At 58.9% G+C, this 21,829-nt stretch carries 31 protein-coding genes and 1 pseudogene; 8 read left to right on the forward strand and 24 right to left on the reverse strand.

The features are described 5' to 3' along the window. Nucleotides 1-30 precede the first annotated feature (30 nt). The 8 genes from IB257_RS07975 to IB257_RS08010 form a co-directional block, all read right to left on the reverse strand. Nucleotides 31-360 (reverse strand): hypothetical protein, encoded by a 330-nt coding sequence (locus tag IB257_RS07975; RefSeq protein ID WP_054452546.1) that lies wholly within the window; start codon nt 358-360, stop codon nt 31-33. A 168-nt stretch (nt 361-528) separates the two neighbouring features. Then, nucleotides 529-753 carry a DUF3820 family protein gene (locus IB257_RS07980; protein WP_041655832.1) on the reverse strand — a complete coding sequence of 75 codons (225 nt, stop codon included), beginning with the start codon at nt 751-753 and terminating at the stop codon, nt 529-531. Between the two features lie 5 nt (nt 754-758). Then, the gene (locus IB257_RS07985) at nt 759-908 is read right to left on the reverse strand and encodes a hypothetical protein (protein ID WP_225588762.1); all 150 of its coding nucleotides are present in this window, start codon (nt 906-908) and stop codon (nt 759-761) included. A gap of 23 nt (nt 909-931) precedes the next feature. Continuing rightward, a complete protein-coding gene (locus IB257_RS07990; RefSeq protein ID WP_192492118.1) occupies nt 932-1,489 on the reverse strand; it encodes a GNAT family N-acetyltransferase in 558 nt (185 codons plus the stop codon). Beyond that, nucleotides 1,470-2,399 carry a sigma-70 family RNA polymerase sigma factor gene (locus tag IB257_RS07995; protein ID WP_119449268.1) on the reverse strand — a complete coding sequence of 310 codons (930 nt, stop codon included), beginning with the start codon at nt 2,397-2,399 and terminating at the stop codon, nt 1,470-1,472. Before IB257_RS07995 ends, IB257_RS07990 begins: the two co-directional genes overlap by 20 nt. 11 nt (nt 2,400-2,410) lie before the next feature. Next, nucleotides 2,411-2,857: a carboxymuconolactone decarboxylase family protein gene (locus IB257_RS08000; protein WP_054452557.1), complete on the reverse strand. Its 447-nt coding sequence runs from the start codon at nt 2,855-2,857 to the stop codon at nt 2,411-2,413. Between the two features lie 111 nt (nt 2,858-2,968). After that, a complete protein-coding gene (locus IB257_RS08005) occupies nt 2,969-3,616 on the reverse strand; it encodes a glutathione S-transferase family protein (protein WP_192492119.1) in 648 nt (215 codons plus the stop codon). 11 nt (nt 3,617-3,627) lie between these two features. Continuing rightward, nucleotides 3,628-4,101, reverse strand: coding sequence for an OsmC family protein (locus IB257_RS08010; protein ID WP_054452562.1), 474 nt, complete (start codon nt 4,099-4,101; stop codon nt 3,628-3,630). 163 nt (nt 4,102-4,264) lie between these two features. On the opposite strand from IB257_RS08010, the gene IB257_RS08015 reads away from it, so the two are divergent. Then, nucleotides 4,265-4,690, forward strand: coding sequence for a copper resistance protein NlpE (locus IB257_RS08015; protein WP_054452565.1), 426 nt, complete (start codon nt 4,265-4,267; stop codon nt 4,688-4,690). Nucleotides 4,691-4,770: 80 nt separating this feature from the next. Further along, nucleotides 4,771-5,508 carry an ABC transporter substrate-binding protein gene (locus tag IB257_RS08020; RefSeq protein WP_119449266.1) on the forward strand — a complete coding sequence of 246 codons (738 nt, stop codon included), beginning with the start codon at nt 4,771-4,773 and terminating at the stop codon, nt 5,506-5,508. Between the two features lie 74 nt (nt 5,509-5,582). On the opposite strand, the gene IB257_RS08025 is transcribed toward IB257_RS08020, so the two are convergent. Both IB257_RS08025 and fmdA read right to left on the reverse strand, forming a co-directional pair. Beyond that, nucleotides 5,583-5,915, reverse strand: coding sequence for an FmdB family zinc ribbon protein (locus IB257_RS08025; protein WP_125472600.1), 333 nt, complete (start codon nt 5,913-5,915; stop codon nt 5,583-5,585). 10 nt (nt 5,916-5,925) lie between these two features. Beyond that, nucleotides 5,926-7,155, reverse strand: a complete 1,230-nt coding sequence (fmdA, locus tag IB257_RS08030) for a formamidase (RefSeq protein WP_175213736.1) — start codon at nt 7,153-7,155, stop codon at nt 5,926-5,928. Nucleotides 7,156-7,523: 368 nt separating this feature from the next. Here fmdA and IB257_RS08035 point away from each other — a divergent pair, with 368 nt between their 5' ends. Continuing rightward, nucleotides 7,524-8,570 (forward strand): glycosyltransferase family 9 protein, encoded by a 1,047-nt coding sequence (locus IB257_RS08035; protein ID WP_054452574.1) that lies wholly within the window; start codon nt 7,524-7,526, stop codon nt 8,568-8,570. A gap of 55 nt (nt 8,571-8,625) precedes the next feature. Beyond that, nucleotides 8,626-8,985, forward strand: coding sequence for a hypothetical protein (locus IB257_RS08040; RefSeq protein ID WP_054452577.1), 360 nt, complete (start codon nt 8,626-8,628; stop codon nt 8,983-8,985). Between the two features lie 28 nt (nt 8,986-9,013). On the opposite strand, the gene IB257_RS08045 is transcribed toward IB257_RS08040, so the two are convergent. Continuing rightward, nucleotides 9,014-10,498, reverse strand: a complete 1,485-nt coding sequence (locus IB257_RS08045; RefSeq protein WP_192492120.1) for an aminotransferase class V-fold PLP-dependent enzyme — start codon at nt 10,496-10,498, stop codon at nt 9,014-9,016. A 108-nt stretch (nt 10,499-10,606) separates the two neighbouring features. Between IB257_RS08045 and IB257_RS08050 the strand changes: the two genes are divergently transcribed. Continuing rightward, nucleotides 10,607-11,080 carry an Lrp/AsnC family transcriptional regulator gene (locus IB257_RS08050; protein WP_054452588.1) on the forward strand — a complete coding sequence of 158 codons (474 nt, stop codon included), beginning with the start codon at nt 10,607-10,609 and terminating at the stop codon, nt 11,078-11,080. Nucleotides 11,081-11,271: 191 nt separating this feature from the next. Beyond that, nucleotides 11,272-12,429: a porin gene (locus tag IB257_RS08055; protein WP_054452591.1), complete on the forward strand. Its 1,158-nt coding sequence runs from the start codon at nt 11,272-11,274 to the stop codon at nt 12,427-12,429. A gap of 149 nt (nt 12,430-12,578) precedes the next feature. Here IB257_RS08055 and IB257_RS08060 read toward each other — a convergent pair whose 3' ends face one another. From IB257_RS08060 to IB257_RS08090, 7 genes are all read right to left on the reverse strand, one after another. Further along, on the reverse strand, nt 12,579-12,941 hold the full coding sequence (locus IB257_RS08060) for a winged helix-turn-helix domain-containing protein (protein ID WP_192492121.1): 363 nt from the start codon (nt 12,939-12,941) through the stop codon (nt 12,579-12,581). A 26-nt stretch (nt 12,942-12,967) separates the two neighbouring features. Beyond that, entirely contained in the window at nt 12,968-13,276 is a 309-nt protein-coding gene (locus IB257_RS08065) for a DUF4148 domain-containing protein (RefSeq protein ID WP_119449262.1), read from the reverse strand. A gap of 124 nt (nt 13,277-13,400) precedes the next feature. Further along, the gene (locus IB257_RS08070; RefSeq protein WP_192492122.1) at nt 13,401-14,063 is read right to left on the reverse strand and encodes a class I SAM-dependent methyltransferase; all 663 of its coding nucleotides are present in this window, start codon (nt 14,061-14,063) and stop codon (nt 13,401-13,403) included. Between the two features lie 484 nt (nt 14,064-14,547). Next, the gene (locus IB257_RS08075; protein ID WP_370540095.1) at nt 14,548-14,889 is read right to left on the reverse strand and encodes a transposase; all 342 of its coding nucleotides are present in this window, start codon (nt 14,887-14,889) and stop codon (nt 14,548-14,550) included. 227 nt (nt 14,890-15,116) lie between these two features. After that, the gene (locus IB257_RS08080; RefSeq protein ID WP_192492123.1) at nt 15,117-15,815 is read right to left on the reverse strand and encodes a transposase; all 699 of its coding nucleotides are present in this window, start codon (nt 15,813-15,815) and stop codon (nt 15,117-15,119) included. 188 nt (nt 15,816-16,003) lie between these two features. After that, the gene (imm45, locus tag IB257_RS08085) at nt 16,004-16,315 is read right to left on the reverse strand and encodes an Imm45 family immunity protein (RefSeq protein ID WP_370540093.1); all 312 of its coding nucleotides are present in this window, start codon (nt 16,313-16,315) and stop codon (nt 16,004-16,006) included. 194 nt (nt 16,316-16,509) lie between these two features. Further along, nucleotides 16,510-16,800 carry a hypothetical protein gene (locus IB257_RS08090; protein ID WP_192492124.1) on the reverse strand — a complete coding sequence of 97 codons (291 nt, stop codon included), beginning with the start codon at nt 16,798-16,800 and terminating at the stop codon, nt 16,510-16,512. 658 nt (nt 16,801-17,458) lie between these two features. On the opposite strand from IB257_RS08090, the gene IB257_RS08095 reads away from it, so the two are divergent. Further along, nucleotides 17,459-17,791, forward strand: a complete 333-nt coding sequence (locus IB257_RS08095; protein WP_192492125.1) for a transposase — start codon at nt 17,459-17,461, stop codon at nt 17,789-17,791. After that, a complete protein-coding gene (locus IB257_RS08100) occupies nt 17,788-18,642 on the forward strand; it encodes an IS3 family transposase (RefSeq protein WP_370540094.1) in 855 nt (284 codons plus the stop codon). The genes IB257_RS08095 and IB257_RS08100 overlap by 4 nt, the downstream gene beginning before the upstream one ends. A gap of 142 nt (nt 18,643-18,784) precedes the next feature. Here IB257_RS08100 and IB257_RS08105 read toward each other — a convergent pair whose 3' ends face one another. The 6 genes and pseudogenes from IB257_RS08105 to IB257_RS08130 form a co-directional block, all read right to left on the reverse strand. Beyond that, nucleotides 18,785-19,279, reverse strand: coding sequence for a DUF2247 family protein (locus IB257_RS08105; protein WP_175163968.1), 495 nt, complete (start codon nt 19,277-19,279; stop codon nt 18,785-18,787). A 513-nt stretch (nt 19,280-19,792) separates the two neighbouring features. Next, on the reverse strand, nt 19,793-20,047 hold the full coding sequence (locus IB257_RS31835; protein ID WP_082400863.1) for a MafI family immunity protein: 255 nt from the start codon (nt 20,045-20,047) through the stop codon (nt 19,793-19,795). 5 nt (nt 20,048-20,052) lie between these two features. Further along, a pseudogene (locus tag IB257_RS08115) lies at nt 20,053-20,235 on the reverse strand (hypothetical protein); the annotation flags it as partial. 548 nt (nt 20,236-20,783) lie between these two features. Continuing rightward, nucleotides 20,784-21,014, reverse strand: coding sequence for an Imm45 family immunity protein (gene imm45 / locus IB257_RS08120; protein WP_192492126.1), 231 nt, complete (start codon nt 21,012-21,014; stop codon nt 20,784-20,786). Between the two features lie 122 nt (nt 21,015-21,136). Beyond that, complete coding sequence (locus tag IB257_RS08125) at nt 21,137-21,535, reverse strand: hypothetical protein (RefSeq protein WP_192492127.1); 399 nt, start codon at nt 21,533-21,535, stop codon at nt 21,137-21,139. Between the two features lie 2 nt (nt 21,536-21,537). Beyond that, nucleotides 21,538-21,795, reverse strand: a complete 258-nt coding sequence (locus tag IB257_RS08130) for a hypothetical protein (protein WP_217481788.1) — start codon at nt 21,793-21,795, stop codon at nt 21,538-21,540. Between the last annotated feature and the right edge of the window lie 34 nt (nt 21,796-21,829).

The raw sequence follows: 21,829 nt of genomic DNA on the forward strand, positions 1-21,829 counted from the left end.
AAAGCCGCCCGTTGGGCGGCGGCGCGCGCCCTATTGCTGGCGACGCTGCTCCAGCTCTTTCAGGCACTGCGCCACGCCGGCCTGCATCTGCGCGTTCGACACGGCGGCGCGGTCCGACACTTCGCGGCAGCGCACGTACTGGGCCTGGCTTTCCGGCGTGTCGCGGATGACCGCGGGCGCGGAGCCGGCTTCGGGCGTGACCGTCATGCGCAACGTGGAAGGCGGCGACAGGCTGCCGTCCTTGGAGCGCACGCTGGGGTACTGGTATTCCTGCGTGACGGGCGCCGCATTCTGCGCCTGTACGGCGCCGGCCGCGCACAAGGCGGCAAGCAGGAAGGCGGAAATGTGGAGTTTCTTCATGACGACCTCTCTTCAATGGACTGACGTCCAGGGCGCGCTCCGGGGCCCCTGGACATGCCGCACTATGGTATCCCCGGCCGCTGGCGCGCGGCGTGCCAAGACGCTACACAATCCGCCACAGTTGTTTCCCGGGGTTTCTCTGGCGGGCCGCCCTACGCGGGCCGCGCCCTACTTCTTCGGCGCGGACTGGCGCAGCGGCGCCAGCAAGGAAGACAAGCCGTTGTGGTCCAGCTCGTGCATCAGGGCCAGCAGACGCCCCAATTCACCCGGCGGAAAGCCCTTGCGCGCGAACCAGGCCAGGTAGGGCCCGGGCAAATCCGCGATCAGGCGTCCCTGGTACTTGCCGAAGGGCATGGTGCGCGTGACCAGCAGGGACAGCAGTTCAGGATCCATGGCGGTCACCGGGCAACCACGGCGGCGAAGGCAATGTCCGCCGCAGGCCCGGCCAGCGCATTGATGCGGGCCAGCACGGCCTCGGCATCGGCTGGCGCGGGATTCGTCTCGAACAGCGCGCGCTGCACGTCTATCACGATCAAAGCGGAGGTCATGGTTTTCTCGAATTGGTTGGGCGTCAGTCCTGCGCGGCAGCGACCCGCGCGTACATCCAGAAGTCGCGAGGTTCGCCGCGCACCAGGCGGTAGCGGCGCATCAGTCCTTCGCGCTGAAATCCGCAGCGTTCCAGCACGCCGGCCGACGCCACGTTGGTATCCAGCACGGTAGCCTGGATGCGTGCGAAGCCCTGCTCGCGCAAGGCCCACTCGGTCACGGACACACAGGCGCGCGTGGCGATGCCACGCCGCCAGTACGGCGGCGCGACGTCATAGGCGATCTCCGCGCGCCGCGCGGACGCAGCGATCTCGTTCAAGCCTATGGTGCCCGCCAAGACGCCGTCCAGCGTGACGATGGCCAGGCGCAGGCTGTGCGATACCGCTGGCTGACCATAACCGCGGATCAGGCGCACCAGCGTATCCGGTCCGTCCAACTGCCAGCTGGTATGGCGCGTGACCGCCTCGTCGCGCAGATATGCGTGCCAATCGGCCGCGTCTGCTTCCCGCAATGGGCGCAGACGCAAGCCTTCCAGCCCCAGTACGGGCAGGTCCTGCGGATAGTCAGTGAGGTGCGGAATCATCCTGGGGCGCGGTCGGCTGCGGCGGCGGCGCCGCGACATGGCGCAGCTTATCAGGGTTGCGCACGATGTAGATGGCGGCGATCCTGCCGTCGCGCACCTCCAGCGTGGTGGACCGGGGCAAACCGTCCAGTTCGGTCGCCAGCACCCCCGGCATGCCGTTCAATTGCGTCACCACGGCGTCCAGGAACTGGCCGCTGGGCTTTTTCGCCAGACCGGCAAAAAAACGCGCGATCTTGTCGCTGCCCAGAATGGGCCTGAACACGGCCAGCTTTTTGCCGCCGCCGTCCGCATGCAGCACGGCGTCATGCGCCAACAGGCTGCGCAGGGCATCCACATCGCCCGCGCGCGATGCCTGCCAGAAGGCATCGGCGATGCGCGCGCCTTCCTGCTCCGTCACTGCGAACCGCGGACGCGCGTCGCGCACGCGGCTGCGCGCCCGCGCGGCCAACTGGCGGCAGGCTGCCTCGTTGCGGCCCAGCGTCGCCGCGATCTCCGCGAACGGCATGTCGAACACGTCGTGCAGCAGGAAAGCGGCCCGTTCCAATGCGGACAGGCGCTCCAGCGCCAGCATCAGCGCCACCGACAGATCGTGCGCAATCTCCCCCGCACCCGCCGCCTCATAGCTGCCCGCGTCGGGCAAGGGTTCGGGCAGCCATGGCCCCACGTACTCCTCGCGCCGCGCGCGCGCCGATTTCAACTGGTCCAGGCACAGCCGCGTGACCGTCCGCGACAGGAAGGCGCGCGGCGTCTCGACCCGGCCGCGGTCCGCGTCGCGCCAGCGCAGCCACGCGTCCTGCACGATGTCCTCGGCCTCCGCCCATGACCCCAACATGCGGTAGGCCAGGCCCTGCAAATGCCTGCGATGGGGCTCGAAGTCGGCAACGGCATCGGGAATGGCGGACGCGCTCATACGGCCTGGCCTCAGTGCTTGGGATGCTGCGAGCGGAACCCGACTGCGATGCGGTTCCAGCTATTGATCATGTTGATGGCGACGGTCAGGTTGACCTGCTCTTCCTCGTTGAAATGCCTTGCCATTTCGGCGTAGTCCGCGTCCGGCGCGCGAGTATCGGCAAGTCTGGTCAACGACTCCGTCCACGCCAGCGCGGCGCGCTCACGCTCGCTGTACAGCGAAGATTCGCGCCAGGCATCCAGCAGGTACAGGCGCATTTCGGTTTCGCCCTGTTTACGGGCATCGGTGGAATGCATGTGCAGGCAGTAGGCGCAACCATTGATCTGCGAAGCGCGCATCTTCACCAGTTCGAGCAGGCTGTGTTCCAGGCCGCAGCTTTCGACGAAGTCGTTCAGGGCGATCATGGCTTTCATGGCCTTGGGCGAGGCGGTGTAGGCGTTCAGGCGGGCGGTGCTCATGGCGGGTCTCCGGCAAGGTAGGCATGCGCCGCAGGATGCGGCGCCATTACCCGTAGGACGAGACAGCCTGCCATGACGTGACATCGCCCGCCGGAAAATTTGTAAATCCGGCTAGAAAGCCAGCCGTCCGCGCAGCTCCCCGAACGGCACCATCACATGTTCGCGATAGGCTGGACGGGCCTGCAGGCGCTCGTACCAGGCCTGCAGATGGGGCATGGACGGATGCGGGATGTCCAGTTCGAAGTAGCGGTAGAGCGTGGTGCCCGCCGGAATGTCGGCCAGGCCCAGGGTTTCGCCGCCCAGATACGGACGGTCCGCCAGCGCGCGGTCCAGTTGCCGCAGGCAGGCATGCGTGGCGGCGATGGAGCGCTCGATGGCCGCCGTGTCGCGCTGCGCCTCGGGAGTGCGGTAATAGCCCCAGAACACGCCCGTCAGAAAGGCTGGCTGCAAGGCGGTCTGGGCCCAGTCCATCCAGCCGTCGGCGCCGGCCCGCTGCGCGGGGTCGTCCACCCAGAAGCGGCCGGCGCCGTCGCGTGCGGCCAGATAGCGCAGGATGGCATGGGACTCCCAGACCGTCGTCGCGCCATCGCGCAGCAGCGGCACCTTGCCGTGCGGATTCATGGCGCGGAACTCGGCCGTGTCCAGCAGCCCGTGCTCGCCGCCAGCCAGCACATGTTCGTACTCCAGGCCCAGCTCTCCCGCCAGCCACAGCACCTTCTGCACATTGAATGAACTGCGGCGTCCCCAAATGGTCAGCATGGCGATGGTCCTCAGGCAGCTTGCACGATGCGCGGCTCGCAACGCACCGGGAAGTTGACCGAATTGGCGATGAAGCAGAAATGATGCGCGCGCTCGTGCAGTTCGGCCGCCAGCGCAGCGTCGTCGCCAGCGCGGATGGTCACTTCGGGGCGCAAGGTGACGGCGCTGAAGAAGCCGCCACGCTCGCGGTCCTCGACCATGACGCCTTCGGCCTCGTCGCGGTAGGCCTCCACCGTCACCCCTTCGACCGCGCAGAAGTGCAGATACCAGAGCTTGTGGCACGCGGACAGCGACGCCACCAGCATGTCCTCGGGATTCCAGCGCGCGGGATCGCCGCGGAAGGCCGGATCGGACGATCCCGGCACATCGGGCTTGCCCGCCGCACGGATCACGTGGTCGCGGGAATAGGCCGCGTAGCTGGACGTGCCGGAGCCGGTGTTGCCGGTCCAGTCGACGGTGACGTTGTAACGGTGTTCGCCTTTCATCGGAATCGTCCTGTTCAAGAGGGAAGGCCCGGGCCGGTGCGCCTGGAAAATAAGGTAGCGTAGCGCATGCACGGCCGCTGCCGGCCCCCGCGCTTTACATCCCGTTTCAGCACCGCCCCGTTACTGTCCGTATCGTGACCGGTTTGCCAAACAGGAGCTCGCCATGATGAAAACCACCCTGACCTGCGCCCTGACGCTAGCCCTGCTCGCCGGCTGCGCGCCCTCCCGGCCCGGCGCCGGCGGTTCCGCCCCCGTCGACAGCCACACCGCCCGCGATTCGCTGGACTGGGCCGGCAGCTACGAAGGCACCCTGCCCTGCGCCGACTGCCCGGGCATCCGAACCCGCCTGACCTTGGAACAGGATGGCCGCTACGAAAGACAGACCCAGTACCTGGACCGCCAGCCGCAGCCCGAGGTGGTAACCGGCACATTCAGCTGGGAGTCCGACGGCAGCACCATCCGCCTGGACGCGTCCGGCGACAGCCAGCGCTACTTCGTGGGCGAAAACCAGGTGACCATGCTGTACCGCGACGGCACCCGACCTACAGGTCCGCTGGCCCCGCACTACGTACTGCGCCGCGCACAATAAGGCATCGCGCAACGCGCGCGCTTGCGGCTATGCTTGCCGCATCGTGCGCGCCAGCGCGCGCCCCTACGCCCAAGGAAACCATGAAGACCGACCACGAGCTGCTTTCCGCCTTCGCCCCCACCGGCGCGTTGCGCGCGTCCATCAACCTGGGCAATCCCATCCTCGCCCACGCCGATCCCGTCACCGGCCAGGCCGGCGGCGTCTCGGTCGACCTGGCAACTGAACTGGCGCGGCGCCTGGACGTGCAACTGGAACTGGTGGTCTTCAAGTCGGCCGGCGAATCCGTCAATGCCGTGGCCGCAGAAGAGGCCGACGTGGGCTTCTTCGCCATCGATCCGCTGCGCGGCGCGCAGATCGCATTCACCGCGCCCTACGTGGTCATCGAAGGCGCGTACCTGGTGCGCCAGGACTCGCCCATCGCCAGCATGGACCAGGTGGACCGCAAGGGCCAGCGCGTGGTGGTCGGCAAGGGCAGCGCCTACGACCTGCACCTCACGCGGGAACTCAAGCAGGCGGAGATCTTCCGCGCGCCGACCTCGCCCGCCGTCGTCGACACCTTCATGCAGGAAAACATGGAAGTCGCCGCAGGCGTGAAGCAGCAGCTTGAAGCCGACGCGCAGCGCCTGGGCGGCCTGCGCCTGCTGGACGGCCACTTCATGCTGATCCGGCAGGCCATGGGCGTGCCCAAGAGCCGCGGCGACAAGGCCAGCGCTTACCTGGCCGCCTTCGTCGAGGCCATGAAGAAATCGGGCTTCGTCGCCGAAGCCCTGGCCCGCCACAAGATCCAGGGCGCCGCGGTGGCGCCACTGGAGGCCTGAACCCGTTGCTCGCGCCTCGCAAGAACAAGGCCCCGCTCGAGCGGGGCCTTGTTTTATGCGCCATCGGCGCGTCCTCAGTGGCTGATCATCCAGGGCCTTGCGCCCGCGAACGACTTCGCCCCATCGGGCGTGGTGCGCGTCTTGCCCGCCGTCTTGCCGCCGGAGCAGCATCCGCAATTCATGCCGTGGCCGGAACGCGAACTGCGCGGCTCGTGGGCGCTGCGTTCATTGACCGCGCGCGCCCGGTTCACCGCGGACGATAGCGCCGAGATCGCCGGCGCTCCGCCCAGGATGCGGCCGCACATCGCGCCGCATTGCGGGCAGGCCGCGGGATCACGCCACTGGGCCAGAGGCACCAGCGCCGCGAACTCGCCGCAATCGCCGCAGGCATAGTCATACATGGGCATGGGATGGCTCCTAGCGGTCGCGCGACAGCGGCATGTCCACGCCGCCCTGGATGTGCTTGACGGGGCCGGACGCCGACGGTTGGATGTCGAAGTCGAAAATCTCCGTCGGCAGCCACAGCGTGGCGCAGGAGTTAGGGATGTCCACCACCCCGCTGATATGCCCCTGCACCGGCGCGCAGCCCAGCAACGAATACGCCTGGGCGCCCGAATAGCCGAACTTCTTCAGGTACTCGATGGCGTTCAGGCAGGCCTGCCGGTACGCGACGTTCACGTCCAGGTAGTGCTGCTTGCCGGATTCGTCCACCGAAATGCCTTCGAAGATCAGGAAGTCCTTGTAGGCCGGCGTGATCGGGCTGGGCTTGAAGATCGGATTCTTGATCGCGTACTTGTCCATGCCGCCCTTGATCAGCGACACGCGCATGTGCACCCAGCCCGCCATTTCAATGGCGCCGCAGAACGTGATCTCGCCGTCGCCCTGCGAAAAATGCAGGTCGCCCACCGACAGGCCGCCGCCCTTCACATAGACCGGAAAGAACACGCGCGCGCCGCGCGAAAGGTCCTTGATGTCGCAGTTGCCGCCGTGCTCGCGCGGCGGCACCGTGCGCGCGCCTTCGCCCGCCGCCTTGTCGCGCTCCGCTCCCTGCATGGCGCCCATGTGCGCCGTCTTCGGCGCGGGCGGATTGGCCAGCGGCGGCACGCGGTTGGGATTGGTGTCGATCAGCGCCTGCTCGCGCCGGTTCCAGGTATCCAGAAGCTTCTTGTCCGGCAGGCAGCCGATCAGCCCGGGATGGATCAACCCGGCGAAGTTCACGCCCGGGATATGGCGGGACGACGTGAACATGCCATGGAAATCCCAGATGGATTTCTGCGCGTGCGGAAAATGCTCGGTCAGGAAGCCGCCGCCGTTATTGCGGCTGAAGAAGCCGTTGAACCCCCACAGGCTGTCCGGCTTGGCGCCGATGTCCAGCAGGTCCACCACCAGCAGGTCGCCAGGCTCGGCCCCTTCCACGCCCACCGGCCCCGAGAGAAAGTGCACCGTGGACAGGTCCACGTCGCGGACGTCGTCGGCGCTGTCGTCGTTCTTGATTGCGCCGCCGGTCCAGTCATAGGTTTCCAGCACGAAGTCATCCCCGGGCTTGACCCACACGGCCATCGGAATGTCCGGATGCCAGCGATTGTGGATCTGTGCGTTCTCGTAGGGGGATTGGGCCAGGTCGACCTTGATGAGGGTATCTGTCATTCTCTTTCATCTCCAACGTAACTTGTTGATAAAACAGAAATTTCTATCTCCGACTGTCTCGCGAGCGCGCCAGGCGGCGTTGCAAGTCGTTGATATGTAAAGAACAGTAGGCGAGTTTCAGGCAACCGTAAACTGGGTTTTCGACCAGTAACCAGGGGATAAATTGGAGTAGAACTTAAGAGGCATGGGATGCGTCATGCGCCCGCTGCACCCCCACCTGCCATCACCTGATCCAGGGCCATCGCACAACACTCTTTCCATATATTCAATACAAAAAACTACACACGCAGGAAACATACCTCCGCCAGACTAATGGATCCGAAATTCAGTTCCTTTTCAAAGGGCAGTGAGCGTATCTATTGGATGCCATGTCGACCGCCCCCTCCGTCTCGTGCAGCACTGCGCGAAATTGTGCGATTTATATTTCCGGCGGCATCGGCGACGGAGTGCTCAGCATGGTTTTTGCCCGGGCATTGGCCGAACAAACCGGAGGGACGGTCTCATTGCTCATGACTCAAAATGAGTCCGCGCAAGAACTGTTCCGCGCTCAGCCCTATGTAGGGGAAGTCATCTCGCTGCGATCGGAAAACCGGCTGCAAGGCTGGGAACGAATCACACGGGTGAAGCAGGTGCTGGCGGATCGCGCCTACGACAGCCTGTTTCTCTTTACCTTCCGTACTCACATTGCGCTGGCGGCCCGCTTGGCAGGAATTCCACGGCGCATCGGTTTCGTACGCATGCATCATCCGCATCTCGCGGCACTGCTCACGCATCGTCTCTGGGTACGCCGCAAAGGAACCCCGCACCCCGACATCTATACATGGCTGCCGTTGCTGTATGCCAAGGCTGGCTATCAGTATGAGCCACGTTATCCGTCGCTATTCTGTACGGATTCGGCGAGCAGCAAGGCCATCCAGTTCTGCCAAGCGCAATCGCGGACGGTTGGCTTCGGCTTGAATGGATCGATACCCTGCAAACGCTATAGCGGCAGAGCTTTTGCGGAGGTCGCGCGCATCTTGCATGCGCAAGATAGCGGACTGCGTTTTGCATTGGTGGGCGGCAGCGATGTCCAGGAGATCGCCCAAGAAATTCGCAGCTTGCTGCCCGAGTCCATTGTTTTGTTGGACGCAACGCAACAGGCCACGGACATATGCGATAGCCAGGCGCTGATCGCGCGCTGTTCGGTGTTTGTTTCCAACGACAGCATGGGCATGCACATTGCGGCGGCCCACGGAATACCGACCATAGGTCTGTTCGGCGCCACTCCTGCGTTGCGGTATGTGCCCTGGCTGCATCCGATTGAAGCCGCCGTAAAGGGCGACATGGCCAGCATTGCGCCGCAGACAGTGGCCGAGGCGATCTGGAAGCATCTGGCGGCAGCGGGTTCGGACGGATCTGCCCATCCGGCGCACTGATGCTCGCGGCAGTTATGATGCTGCCCATTCAGTCGCATTCCCAAGGTATCCCCGCATGGCCGCTCTTGACCGACGCTCCCTCGCCGTCCTGCTCCTCTGCGCCGCCAGCGCCCCCGCCGTCGCGCAAGACTGCGTTGCGCAGGTCCAGGCAGAGCAGGCGCGCATCGACCGCGCGCAGGACGTGCAGCGCACGCGCGAAGCATCCAACGATCTGCAATTGAATCGCGAGCTGTGCCAGGGCCGGCTGGACCTGCTGGATGCGCGCTACGCCCTGGTCGACGACTTCGAGGCCTGCCGCCGCAAGGGGGTCGAGTTTCCGGCGAAGATGGCGCGCGCGCTGAGCGACGCGTCCGAGGAACTGGCCGACAAAAAGGCCGCATGGATCAGAACCTGCGGCCTGCAGATGAAGGATTGAGCGGCCCGCCAGCCGGCGGGCGCGCGGCTCAGGCGGCCTGCTTCTCAGCGCTGTGCGGGAAGAAGATGGCCCGGCTTGGATCGAAGCCGTAGCGGTGCTCGAACTCGGTCGCATCCGCGGCCAGCGCCAGCACCGAATCCAGGATGAAATCGGCCTTCTCGTCTGGCAGCAGCACGCTGAAGTTCAAGCGGATGAAGCCTGGCTTTTCCATTTCCCGGCCGTCCAGGATGGCCTGGCGCATCTGCTGCGACTCTTCCGCGTCGATATCCAGCAGGCGATGCACGTAGGGTCCCGCGCAGGCGCAACCGCCGCGCGCCTGGATGCCGAAGCGGTCGCTCAGCATGCGCGTCACCAGTTGCTGATGCACGAAGCCGCCGCGGCCGTTGCGCACCCGGAACGAGAAGATCGGCAAACGGGCCGCCGTCAGCGAACCCAGCAGTTCCAACTGCGCAGCGCCCTGCCATCTGGCCAGCGCGCGCTGTACGAAGTGTTGATTGCGTTGGCGCATGAAATCGGCGCCCAGCGCTTCCTTCACAAGCAGCACCAGCGCCGCGCGGATATCGCCCACCACATTGGGCGTGCCCGCTTCCTCGCGCGCTTCCAGGCTGCCGCTGTAGTCGTGGCCCGCGGGCGAAACAAAGCGCACCGTGCCGCCGCCGGGCCAGGTGGGCTTGGTGTCCAGCACCGCGTCGCGGCGCACGATTAGCACGCCCGAGGCGCCCGGGCCGCCGATGAACTTGTGCGGCGAGAAAACAATCGCGTCGATCGCCGCGTCGGCAGCAGGCGTCATCCGCATCGTCAGATAAGGCGCACCACCTGCGTAGTCCCACAGCATCTTCGCGCCCGCGGCCTTGACGCGCCGGGTCACTTCCGCCACATCCGCCACGATGCCCGTCACGTTCGAAGCCGCCGACAGCGCGCAGATGACCAGCGCACCCTCCCCGGCTTGCAGCGCCGCGTCCAGCTGCGCCAGGTCGGGGCCGCCTTCCGGGCTTTCCGCCAGCTCGACGACTTCAGCGCCGCATTCGCGCCACGGCAGGATGTTGGAATGGTGTTCGTAGGGGCCGATGATGATGCGCACCTTGCGGCCCGCGGCGATGGCCTCGCGCACGCCGAACAGATGCACCAGCCGGTTGATCCCCGCCGTCGCGCCAGACCCCGCAAAAATCACGGCATGCTCATCGCTCGCGCCGCAGCACCGCGCAATCGCCGCGCGCGCCTCGCGGCGCAGGCGGGTAATGAAACCGCCGCAGTATGACGCCTCGGTATGTGAGTTGGCGTAGTACGGCAGCACCTGCTCAAGAATGAAACGCTCGACCTGCATCAGCGCCCGGCCGGACGCAACGTAGTCGGCGTACACCAGCGGCTTGATGCCATAGGGCCCCTCGACCACCGCATCCTTGCCGATCAGCCCCTCGGCCAGCGCCGCGGCCACGTCGTCCGTCTTCAGGCTTTCCTGGAATTGCTGCAACGGAGTGATCTTGGCGGGGGTCGTTTTGGTAGGCGTATTCATGTCGGGGATGTTCCTGGGCACACCGAAATATCATACGATGGAAAGAAATTTGAAACCTCACCTAAATTTTGCCAAAAACCTCATAAATTGGGTCATTTGATCTTTTAAATGGAAAAAATAGATAAATTTGATCTGAATATCATCTCCTGCCTGCAAAAGGACGGCGCGCTGTCGCAACGCGAGCTGGCCGATCGCGTCGGCCTGTCGCAAAACGCCTGCTGGCGCAGGCTGCAGCGCTTGAACGCCTGCGGCATCATTCGCGGCACCCGGGCCGAGGTCAATCTGGTCGAACTGGGACTGGACCTGACGGTCTTCGTGATGATCCGCACCAGCCATCACGCCAAGGCCTGGGCTGACGGCTTTCGCCAACATGTGGAACGCCTGCCAGAAGTCACGGAGTTCTATCGCATCGGCGGGGACTGGGATTACCTGATCAAGGTGGTCTGCCGCGGCATGGCCGGGTACGACCGCTTCTACCAGAAGCTGATCACGGATTTCGAGCTTTCCACGGTGACCGGGTTCTTCAGCATGGAGGCCATCATCGAGAACCGGCCTCCGGATCTGGGGGGATTGGAGGGATAAGGCAGGCGGGGTACGACCCATGCGGACATGACAGAACCGTGACGCCGGGACGATCGGATTTGTAATTCCAATGACTGCGGATTGTCGGGCGACGGCCTGCACACTGGCCCTGCCAATCCGCCAGAAGACATGGTTTCCGTGGCTTCCGGTCGGTATGACGCATATCGATCTTCCCCGCTCACGGAGTCCCCATGAAAAAGCTATACGCCGCGGCGGCCGCCACGGCACTGTCTGGCGCCGCCTATGCGCAGCCCTCTTCCGTCACGCTCTATGGCCTTATCGACACCGGCATCGGCTACGCCAACGTCGATGGCGCCTACACCGATCCCGCCACCGGCAGCCGCACCCGCGTCGACAGCAGCCGCATCGGGTCCACCACCGGCACCACCGCGGGTTCGCGCTGGGGCCTGCGCGGCAAGGAAGACTTGGGCGACGGCCTGTATGCGCTCTTCCAGCTGGAGTCCGGCTACGACAGCCGCAACGGCAACTCGCTGCAAGGCGGCCGCCTGTTCGGCCGCGAAGCCACCGTGGGCCTGGGCAGCGCCGACTGGGGCGAAGTCCGCCTGGGCCGGCAATACAACGTCGCCGCGCGCTACTTCACCGGCATGTTCGGCTCGTCGTTCGGCGGCGGCTTCAATCAGTTGAACACCGGCGCGGGCCTGGGCTTCAGCTCGGCCTACTTCGTGCGCTACGACAACCTGGTCGTCTATGAAACCCCGTCGATGGGCGGCTTCAAGGGCGCCGTCGGCTATGCCTTCAACGCCGACGACCGCCGCCTGGCCCAGACAGGCTTCGCCACCGCCGACAACACCCGCGCCATCACGGCCGGCCTGCGCTACGACAACGGCCCCGTGATGGGCTTTGCCACCTATGACCAGCTCAATGCCTCGAACAAGCTGAGCCCAAGCCAGACCGACGCCACGCCGCGCTCCTACATTGTCGGCGGCTCCTACGACTTCGAGGTCGTCAAGGTCGCCCTGGCCTACAACCGCATGAGCGACGGCTGGTTCGCGGGCAAAGGCTTCCCCAATGGCGGCAGCATCGGCGGCTTCACCGGCACGCCGTCCTACGCATTCGTCAAGGGCTTCCGCTCCAACGCCTACATGCTGGCGCTGGCCGCCCCGGTCGGCAGATCCGGCGGCGCGTTCGCATCGTGGCAGCGCGCCGACGCCAACAACAAGCAGCTCACGGGCGGCGATGCCACCAGCAACACCTACAGCCTGGGCTACAACTACAACCTGTCCAAGCGGACCGATCTGTATGCGGTAGCGTCCTACACCACCAACTGGGCGTTCCTGGACAACGTCAAGGCGACCGAAGTGAACATGGGCATCCGCCACCGGTTCTAGCGCAAGCTTTCACAAGACGCTGTATGCAGGGAGTCCCTTGATCGCGCCCTCCTCCGCGAAGGGAAGGCCAGATGATCGCCGCGCGCCTTTCCGGCGCGCGTTTTTTTGACACCGCGCAGTTGCCGGCCGCGCATGAAGGCTTGTGCCGATCACAAAGGACCCGCCGCCAGCATATAGCTGCCGCCCCGTATCGTATGCAGCAGCTTGGGCCCCGGGCCTGCGTCCACTTTCTTGCGCAGCCTGCGCATGGCGACCGCAACCGCATGCGACTTGAAATTGCGCTTGTCGTGGATATGCAGCTTCATTTTCCAGACCTGCTCGGCCAGCTCCCATCCCAAGCACACGACCCCGGGCCGCTGCATCAGAATGGCCAGCAAGCCGAATTCCTTGGGCGTGAGCGGCAGGAACTGCCGGTCGCGGTAGGCGCGGCAACGCAACAAGTCCAGCTCCAGGTCGGCAAGCTGCAACCTGGGGCTGGACTCGGGGGGATTGATCACGGAGGATTCGGCCACGCCGGGCGCTCCTGCCGCGCCGGCGGCTATCGCCGCGACGCGTTCTGGCGTTGTACTTCAGCCTGGTACTCCGGCCCCGAACGCAGGCGGAAGTATTCGGTGAATGCCGCCTTGTACTCCGGGCTATAGATGTCCGGCGTCTCTTCGCCGCGCCAGAACCGGTCCACCCCCGCGCGCTTCCAGAGCGCCAGGTCGGCCAGCACTTCGGCGCGCGTCAACGAGGGGCCATAAGGATTGGCCAAACCAGCGGGCGGCGGCGCGGACTGCGCCAGCGCCGCGCCGGTAGCGGCGGCCGACAGTGCCAGGATGAATGCGGCTTTGCGGATGATCTGCATGCTTGTTTCCTATGTATCGTGGAGGGGACTGCACGATCAAATTCTAGGAAAGCGATGCGGACAGAAAGCGGATAGCGGGATTACGTTTTTGAAATGGCGGACCGCTTTGCGCTTTGCGATGCCCCTACCAAGCCAGGCCCTGCTGCGCCAGTCCAAGGCGCCGCGGCCTCAAGAACACATAACAATGCTGAAACCCGTCCGCCACGACGTGGCGCGCGCCGGTCATCCCCGCTATTCCGGGTTCGAATGTCTTGAAGACCTGAAATCCCTTCGCCTGCTCGACCTTGAATTTCAGCCGATCGGGCTTGTCGTTATAGCCAAGCACCAGCATCCCGTCGTCGGCCAGCACGTGATGGCATTCAAACATCAACTGATTGAATGCGTCTTCCGTATCCAGGCCGAAGCCGATCAGTCCGTTGGCGAACACCACGTCAAAGCCATGCGGCGGATAGTACGAAGACAGTTCAGTCGCCGAACCCACCACGTGCCTGTTGGGCGGGCCGTAGGCGGCGTTGCGCGGATTCAGGTCGATCGAATAGAAGTCCAGATCCAGCAGCCGGTCGTAATGCCAGTTGTGCTTGTCCAGGCCAATGAAAAGGCACCTGGCCGCCGGCGCCGCCGCGCCGCGGCGGAAATGTTCATTGACGTAGTCGAAGACCTCCTGCTCCATGAACATCCGGCTAGGCACACGCAGCCGGAAATCGACGCCTAGCGATTTGGCAAGAGCCGGAGAAGCCCTAAAAGCCGCGCGTTTCAGGGCATACGATATTTTTTTTATGAACTTCATGATCCCTAAAACCCCGAATAGCGCCTATATCCGAGTGGCCTTCCAGCAGGCCATCAGCGTCATTTTTTTGAATTCTAGGTTGAGGCTTTTTCTTCTATTCTGAGTTTTTCTGGACTCGTATTTACCTATTCTTGTAGCGGCAGCAGACCGCAGGTCCGGACCTGCAAGACAAGGCTCAAGGCGTCCATGATTCCTGGCGTCCGGCATTCACGTTGCGAACTGACTTGGCGTCGCGGGTCGTGAAATGGCCGTTCCGGGATCGATGAGAATGATGCTGTCAATCTCCTTTTTTTATCATCGCGGGCGGAGCTGCACGTCAACACCGGATTCACGGAACGTCCATCTCATAACTGAACACAAGCAGCGCTTGGCTCGGCACTGCGTTGCCATCCTGGATCGCGGCCATCATGCGCACCGCGCCCGAGGCTTCGACGGCAGCCTGATCCAAGGTGCGGTTCCCTGACGGGAACCGTAAGCGCCCCTGTCAAGTAGGCTGTCTGATAGACGGTCGGAGCGAGGTTAACCGAGGCATGAAGTGCACCCGTGGGAGGCCGCCCAGCGACTCATGCGGGCGGTATTCGTCGTAATCGACCAGCCAACGATCGGTAATTGCTTGGAGCTGCTTAAGGTTGGCGAACAGATGCGCATCGAGCACTTCGGTGCGATAAGTGCGATTGAACCGCTCGATAAAGGCGTTTTGATTCGGCTTGCCAGGTTGGATATAGCGGATCGAAATGCCTTTGGCAGCAGCCCATTCGATAAAGGCCTCGGTAAAAAAGGTGAAAAAAGGTGTCAGACTACATTTTAAGGTGAAAAAAGGTGTCAGACTACATTTTCAGCTGTGGAAAACGTAGCCTGACACCTTTTTTACGATTTTCGCCAATGCCGGAGCTATTTCTATATAAATCCTAAGATACGTAGATCCTGCTTGAATTCATCAATCTCGTCCTGAGACGCCAATTGAAGCAAATTATCTAGGGCCCGCTCCGTAAATATCGTAACAGAGCCTTTTGCCGCTGCATTTTCAAGGAATAAAAGTGTCAAATAAAAGTGTCAGACTACAATTTTCGCTGGCCGCCCGCGCCGTCGGGTAACCACCTGTCGATGCAGGCCGTTTTCCAAACTCACACAATACGCTTCCGACCCAAGCGGGTTTCCTGACTGAGTCGATTGTCGAATACACTCAATTTCTTCAGTGGACACCGCTGATTCCACGTAGCTGCGATAAACAGTTCGACGCTCGTCCTCCGAACAACCCAGCGCCAGATATAAGGGATGCAGTTCCAGCATCCCATCTTCGGCCATCCCCATGCGACCTCTGTAGCTCGACCAAGGGTAGTCTGCCGCGTGTGCTGTCATGTGCGCGCGCACTGGGTTAAGTTCAATATATCTACAACATGCCAGCATGTAGGCTTCTGTCTGCACAACGCTCGATTTATACCGACTCTCCCATAACGTCCCTGAGCACCCCCAGCGTTGATTCCATCTCCGCGTCGCGCGCCGGCCTATCTCCTGCATTAATTTCGCTAGCGTCGTCGTTTCGTCCGTCGGCATCAGGAGCAGATGCACATGATTGGTCATCAGACAATATGCATATACTCGGACGCCAAGTTCTGTACTTTTCTCTTTGAGGTCGCACAGATATGCTTGATAGTCTTCTGGCGCAGTGAAGATTGCTTGGCGGCTATGACCGCGTTGCACAACATGATGAGGTGTATGCGCGATCACTACGCGCGGCAGGCGTGGGGCCATTGGTTCTCCTAACTCGATGTCAGATCGAATCCACGCTAGCATTTTTCCCCCAGCCATTGGAGCATCGCGGGACAAAGTGCTCACTCAACCGGAAGTCTCGCATCGGGAGTCCACCTTCGCCCCTCCCTTAACAATCTTTCGAAAATAGTATCTAGGTAAAAATTTCAACAATGGAAGATTTAATCTTTTCAGATGGTGTTATATCCATCAATCAAATATACATCCGCCGCATCACATTCCGGATATATCCATCGCTCCCAATTAGCTATCACCCAGCCTTTATCCACCCCAGATAGCTCCGCATGGCTTTCTTTCGGAAGATGAACCACAACTGATCCCGCCTTATATCCAGAAGTAACAAGCAGACCGTAGGTTTTTTCATCTGCCGGTACTTCATAAATCATGAAATCCACCCATCCTTCATATGGATATTTTCCACGCATTCTGAGAACGTTTCCACGTTGAATTGAATCGACAGAGGACTCAATAATTTTTTTCACTCATATACCTATTTAATCACGCTCTGAACCATCTGCCGGCTTCGCATTATTGAAATAAAAGTCAAAAAGTGTCAGACTAAATTTTCAGGTGAGAAAAAATGTAGCCTGACACCTTTATCATTTTCAGCTGTGGGAAATGTAGTCTGACACCTTTTTCTAATTGCAATACCCCCCCATGTCAAATTCATTAATATTTATAATTGAAAATTCACACTCAGACGCTCTAACTGCGCATACACATGAAGACAGCCCTCAACCAAAGAATCTGTATCCAACCTAACTACACTGCCATCAGCATCAACTAGATTTACCACAAAAGTGTATTTTTTTTCCAACCTCTCACCATCGATTTTAAATAAGAACATGCCCTTCCCGTTCGAAGCCAGAGCATCCATTACCTCCAGGAAACTTTTAATATCACAAGCCTCATCCAAAGACATTCCGAGGCGAGCCACATAGATTTTTGCAAGAGTTTTAGTTGACATCACTTAAGTCCTCTCAGCGCTTTTGAAATATCCAAACCATTCGTTAAACCTCCGATCGCGACGCAATCAACGACACTCCAGACAAGTTCTTTGGAAGGACCATCGATTAAAAAAGATGTCAGACTCTGAGGTTTCCCCACGGATTTCTGGGGAAATACATTCTGAATCAATAGCTTGTTGCACGGAGCGGACTCAAGCTTGTAGCTTGTAGATGATCAGGGCGTGCATGGTGCCAGTCCTATACCCTTCATCAGACGACCAAACCGTTTGAAGGAAGACAGGCCATGCACGCAGTCGGAGTATTGCAGAAACTGCTCCAGGACTCGATCCCCAGCCTACACTTGAACCGACTCAACGCCTTGATAAGCACGGTGCGGAGTGCAATGACAACACGGCGGTTGACGCTCAGCGGACTGGCGCGTGGCTTGCCCGCCGGCCAGGCAATCAGGCATAGCATCAAACGTGTGGACCGGCTGCTGGGCAACCGTCATCTGCATAACGAGCGGCCCATGTTCCATCAACTCCTGTGTCGGCAGTTCACGGCGGGGGCCAGAAAAAAAGTGCCAGACTACATATTCAGCAGCTGAAAATGTAGTCTGAGCTAACCCGGGTTTTCCGGACACCCGAAGAAGTAGACAATACTTGAAGGAGGTGTCCCATGGATAAATCCAAACCCGAAGGCAAGCCGCTTGAAGCCAAACGCCAGTATCACAGTCGAGAGTTCAAGATCGAGGCGGTCAGACAACTGGAGGAAGGCAAGGTCAGCGGCACGCAACTATCGCTGATGCTGGGCGTGAAGCGGTCGATCATTTACCGATGGAAGAAAGAGCTGGCGACACACTGCCGAGACGTCTCATTTCCCGGTAAAGGCAAGGCTCGCACCGACGAGCAGACCGAGATTCAGCGCCTCAAGCGTCAGTTGGCCGAGGTCACCGAAGAGCGCGATATCCTAAAAAAAGCGGCAGCGTACTTTGCGCGGGAACTGCCGTGAGGTACGCCTTTGTGCAGGCTCATCAGCAGCAGTTCCGGGTCGCTCGGTTATGCCGGGCCTTGCACGTCAGCCGCAGCGGATATTACGACTGGCAACGTCGTGAACCCTCGGCAAGGCAGCAAGAGGACGTCAAGCTGCTCGCGGCCATCGAGCAGACCCATCAGACCTGCCGGCAAGCGTATGGCGCGGAAAAGACCTGGCGCGCGCTTAACGCCAACGGCGTGGCGTGCGGCAAGCATCGCGTCGCAAGACTGCGACGCCAGGCCGGCATCGAGGCGCTGCGCAAGCAGCGCTTTCGTCGGCTGGAGAAGCATTCGCTGCTGGGGCCGGCCCCGAACCGCCTGCAACGTCAGTTCACCGTGCAATGTCCCAATAAAGTCTGGGTGGGCGACATAACGGTTGTACCAACACGGACAGGCTGGCTATATCTGGCCGTACTGCTGGATCTCTACTCTCGGTCGGTGATCGGCTGGAGCACGGCCGAGAAGGCCGACCGCAGGTTGTTGGTCCATGCACTTCAAATGGCCCTAGCCCGGCGCCGTCCCGATCCTGGACTGTTGCACCACAGCGATCGCGGTGCGCAGTACAGTTCGGCAGAGTACCGAGGCATGCTTAAGGACCACGGCATCATCATCAGCATGAGCGCCAAGGGGGATCCCTACGATAATGCCGTGGCAGAGAGCTTCTTCAGCAACTTAAAGAACGAATTAACGCATCATAAGGTCTTCCACAGCAGGGAGCATGCGCGGCTGGCGATCTTTAACTACATCGAGGTCTTCTATAACCGCCAGCGAATCCACCAGGGGCTAGGTTATCGAACCCCTGCCCAGGTCGAGGCCTCCGTGCCTTAACCAAAATGTCCGAGAAATCCGGGTCAGCTCAGTCTGACACCTTATTTCTCTCGGATTACGCCTAATCTCTTGACGAGTAAGACGGTATCTTTTTCGTGACACCTTTTTCGTAGCCCGACTTCTTTTTTTTCTGAGCAACGTTTCATTTCGTTCCCTTAACCTGAAGTTCCCTTCTAAGCACGTCCAACATGTCGGACCAGTTTTTAAAAAGCCACTCATCCCCTTCGAGAGAAGCATTTGCCGTCGGCATATATCTGACAAAAGAAGAGACAGACACAGGATAACCAAAATCTGCGTACAACTCCTCAACGACCCCCAAGGGATCTCGATATGAATTCCTATTTCTAAATACCCAAAGAAAAATCAAGAAAATCCATACCTTTTCCTCCCGCTCGGTATCTCTCGGGAATTCTGAAGCAAGATTACTAACGTGCTGCATCACCTCATTTACGTCATCACCGGCCAAGCAGGCCAACTCATAATGTTCAGCAGAAGAATCTACAGTAAGATTTTTAACAGCATACTGAACGGCGCCACGAGGACTCAAGAAACCGCGCTCCAACCCATATTTTATATCGCCCCATTGCATCCAGGGCGCTTCTTCAAGACAAAAATTACTATCCAACTTAATATCCACAACTCGCCCCATTATTTTGGCAGCCTAGACGGAACCTGATTTGGCGTTCCCGTTATTTTCCCCTCAGGTATAAATCTCTGATGCGTCAGCTCTCCTTTCGCATTGACTATCCACTCAAACACTCCTGACTTTCCATCCACAGCCCCTTCCATCTGGGTAAGGTTATACGATTTACCATCCCCACCTCGAAGAGTGAAAAATCTCCCCTTTTCTGGGATTTGATCAACAACGTAGCTGGGAGCCCGATGGAGAGAGTCGTCTTTAAGCGCACTCCCGACAGGCTGAGCACTTCTTATTTCTTGAGCAGCGTACGCTGCACGCTGCCTTTCGAAGAGAGCGATATTCGCTGCGGAGTCCGCCCCCCTAGCACCGGCGCCTCCTACCTTCCCTACATCAATTAAAAAAGGTGTCAGACTACATTTTCAGATTTGGAAAATGTAGTCTGACACCTTATTTTTATCTCGGATTACGCCTAATCTCTTGACGGACAAGACGGTCTCTTTTTCTCACTGCTTATTTTCTTAGTCCTGCCAAGTGCTTGAAAGGTCCTTCTTCCAAACTCAATCCCATGTCAGAAGCCAATTTAATAGCCTCCACATACTCCTCATCCGTTATCAAGATATCGTACTCACAAAGATGATCACATAGAATTTCGAAGGCCAAGCCCTCTTCATTGTATGAGATATAGTCCAACGCGCCCTGAAGCAGTAAGGAACTAATTCTTCCTTTGAATTTATTTCCAAATTTTATAATTCGATCCGAGTACATAGAAATCAATTTATATGTTTATAGGGTGGAATTGGTGCATTATCAGGGAAAGCGGTAATCACCTCCCCTGTTGCTGGCTGATACACGACGCGCATACGTACTCCATCACGAACCTCATATGCCACCCATTTTGCGGGATCTCCCTTCGCGGTGTAGATCCCGCCGGTTCCAGTTTGGGCGTACCATTTAAAAAATGTCAAAAAAAGGTGTCAGACTACATTTTCAGATTTGGAAAATGTAGTCTGACACCTTTTTTATTCTTCCGGCAAGAAAATTTCAAACAGACGGCAAATCAGCGAAAAATTCCGAAATGGTTCCCACGCGGGAGGGGATCGCCCACCAACAATTGAAACAACATGCCACCAGACCTTAATATAAAAAATTAAATTAATTAACACCCACTTTCTAAGTAAGCATCATGCCAGCCTGAGATCGGCATAGATTCATAAATCCTGCAAATCCAAAAGAAAACAAAGAGGAATAAAAAACATTCCAAGTCGGCTCACTATATAAAAACCACAACATAAGAGCAAAAGCTGTGATTGCGGTCGATTTTAGCCAGTACAGGAATTTTTCCCGTTTTCCATGACGTTCCACTCGACCAAACAAACACCACGTTATAAACATGAATACTAAACAAATGACCAACACTCCAATACCCGTACTCATAATTCGCTCAAAAAAGGTGTCAGACTACATTTTCAGGTTTGAAAAATGTAGTCTGACACCTTATTTCTCACTCATTTAAACCACACGACTCTGAGTGGCTTTCTTTCGGCAGATGAACCACTACCGAACCCGCTTTATACTCAGACGTCACGATTAAACCGTAGCCCCTTTCATCCGCTGGCACCTCATAGACCATGAAGTCTACCCACTCTTCATAGGGATATTTTCCATTCACCCGGAAAATATTCCCACTTTGAATTGAATCAACAAAGGACTCAGTAATTTTTTTTGCATTCATCGAATCATTTCACCTTCAAAAAAAGGTGTCAAAAAAAAGGTGCCAGACTACATTTTCTAACCGTCTAAATGTAGTCTGACACCTTTTTTCCTTTTCTATATACAAAACAGAAAAATATTTCATCAAGATGCCACGAGCCGCCCATCCTCCTCGACCCATATCAATCCCGGCAATTCATAGAAATAATATTTTGAATTTTCGTCATTTTCATCATTAACCGAATCTGGCCACCGACTCCGCAAGAAACTTATTATTTCCGATACAGGCGCGCGCCATTGAGCTCCCACATTTTCGACTGTCAGCTTGGGATTTGGATTGGTCGGTGAAACATAGCAATCAGCCCCCGGCAAAATAAAAATCACTTTTCTCTCTATAAACAACCTTTCCAGAATTAAAAAGAAAAACTCTTTTTTTTCGATAAAAGATGCATTTTTGTTCCACCCACACACAGCACTAAACAATCCAGATATCCACAAACCTAATGAATCCCTGACAATTTCTTTCTCATTTCTTACAAGCATGATCATCTCAAGAATTTTATTTCAGGATTGAAATTCTTACCCACAGAAGCACCCGGCAAATCAATCGTCCATGCTGCCCCGGTTTGGCTCGACGAGCTGGAAAAGTCTCGCAAAGTAAAATTCCCTTGTGGTGTATTGATCACATAAATATTTCCTCGCCCAGGAATATTCGTAGCAGCAGGCATGTCAGTGGCACCAGACAACTCCATAAAATATTGCCGAACTTGGTCATCCGTTGCCCCCCTGGAAAATGGCAGCATTTCCCGAATTAGGTACTTCTGTAAAAACCGTCGA

It is taken from the genome of Achromobacter sp. ACM03, from assembly GCF_014851665.1.
GTDB lineage: Bacteria > Pseudomonadota > Gammaproteobacteria > Burkholderiales > Burkholderiaceae_B > Achromobacter > Achromobacter aegrifaciens.

Bases quoted from the DNA above. Each gene is read 5' to 3' on its own strand.
- IB257_RS07975 (WP_054452546.1), bottom strand. From the start codon at position 360: ATGAAGAAACTCCACATTTCCGCCTTCCTGCTTGCCGCCTTGTGCGCG.
- IB257_RS07980 (WP_041655832.1), bottom strand. From the start codon at position 753: ATGGATCCTGAACTGCTGTCCCTGCTGGTCACGCGCACCATGCCCTTC.
- IB257_RS07985 (WP_225588762.1), bottom strand. From the start codon at position 908: ATGACCTCCGCTTTGATCGTGATAGACGTGCAGCGCGCGCTGTTCGAG.
- IB257_RS07990 (WP_192492118.1), bottom strand. From the start codon at position 1,489: ATGATTCCGCACCTCACTGACTATCCGCAGGACCTGCCCGTACTGGGG.
- IB257_RS07995 (WP_119449268.1), bottom strand. From the start codon at position 2,399: ATGAGCGCGTCCGCCATTCCCGATGCCGTTGCCGACTTCGAGCCCCAT.
- IB257_RS08000 (WP_054452557.1), bottom strand. From the start codon at position 2,857: ATGAGCACCGCCCGCCTGAACGCCTACACCGCCTCGCCCAAGGCCATG.
- IB257_RS08005 (WP_192492119.1), bottom strand. From the start codon at position 3,616: ATGCTGACCATTTGGGGACGCCGCAGTTCATTCAATGTGCAGAAGGTG.
- IB257_RS08010 (WP_054452562.1), bottom strand. From the start codon at position 4,101: ATGAAAGGCGAACACCGTTACAACGTCACCGTCGACTGGACCGGCAAC.
- IB257_RS08015 (WP_054452565.1), top strand. From the start codon at position 4,265: ATGATGAAAACCACCCTGACCTGCGCCCTGACGCTAGCCCTGCTCGCC.
- IB257_RS08020 (WP_119449266.1), top strand. From the start codon at position 4,771: ATGAAGACCGACCACGAGCTGCTTTCCGCCTTCGCCCCCACCGGCGCG.
- IB257_RS08025 (WP_125472600.1), bottom strand. From the start codon at position 5,915: ATGCCCATGTATGACTATGCCTGCGGCGATTGCGGCGAGTTCGCGGCG.
- fmdA (WP_175213736.1), bottom strand. From the start codon at position 7,155: ATGACAGATACCCTCATCAAGGTCGACCTGGCCCAATCCCCCTACGAG.
- IB257_RS08035 (WP_054452574.1), top strand. From the start codon at position 7,524: ATGTCGACCGCCCCCTCCGTCTCGTGCAGCACTGCGCGAAATTGTGCG.
- IB257_RS08040 (WP_054452577.1), top strand. From the start codon at position 8,626: ATGGCCGCTCTTGACCGACGCTCCCTCGCCGTCCTGCTCCTCTGCGCC.
- IB257_RS08045 (WP_192492120.1), bottom strand. From the start codon at position 10,498: ATGAATACGCCTACCAAAACGACCCCCGCCAAGATCACTCCGTTGCAG.
- IB257_RS08050 (WP_054452588.1), top strand. From the start codon at position 10,607: ATGGAAAAAATAGATAAATTTGATCTGAATATCATCTCCTGCCTGCAA.
- IB257_RS08055 (WP_054452591.1), top strand. From the start codon at position 11,272: ATGAAAAAGCTATACGCCGCGGCGGCCGCCACGGCACTGTCTGGCGCC.
- IB257_RS08065 (WP_119449262.1), bottom strand. From the start codon at position 13,276: ATGCAGATCATCCGCAAAGCCGCATTCATCCTGGCACTGTCGGCCGCC.
- IB257_RS08070 (WP_192492122.1), bottom strand. From the start codon at position 14,063: ATGAAGTTCATAAAAAAAATATCGTATGCCCTGAAACGCGCGGCTTTT.
- IB257_RS08080 (WP_192492123.1), bottom strand. From the start codon at position 15,815: ATGGCCCCACGCCTGCCGCGCGTAGTGATCGCGCATACACCTCATCAT.
- IB257_RS08090 (WP_192492124.1), bottom strand. From the start codon at position 16,800: ATGTCAACTAAAACTCTTGCAAAAATCTATGTGGCTCGCCTCGGAATG.
- IB257_RS08095 (WP_192492125.1), top strand. From the start codon at position 17,459: ATGGATAAATCCAAACCCGAAGGCAAGCCGCTTGAAGCCAAACGCCAG.
- IB257_RS31835 (WP_082400863.1), bottom strand. From the start codon at position 20,047: ATGTACTCGGATCGAATTATAAAATTTGGAAATAAATTCAAAGGAAGA.
- imm45 (WP_192492126.1), bottom strand. From the start codon at position 21,014: ATGAATGCAAAAAAAATTACTGAGTCCTTTGTTGATTCAATTCAAAGT.
- IB257_RS08125 (WP_192492127.1), bottom strand. From the start codon at position 21,535: ATGCTTGTAAGAAATGAGAAAGAAATTGTCAGGGATTCATTAGGTTTG.
- IB257_RS08130 (WP_217481788.1), bottom strand. From the start codon at position 21,795: ATGCTGCCATTTTCCAGGGGGGCAACGGATGACCAAGTTCGGCAATAT.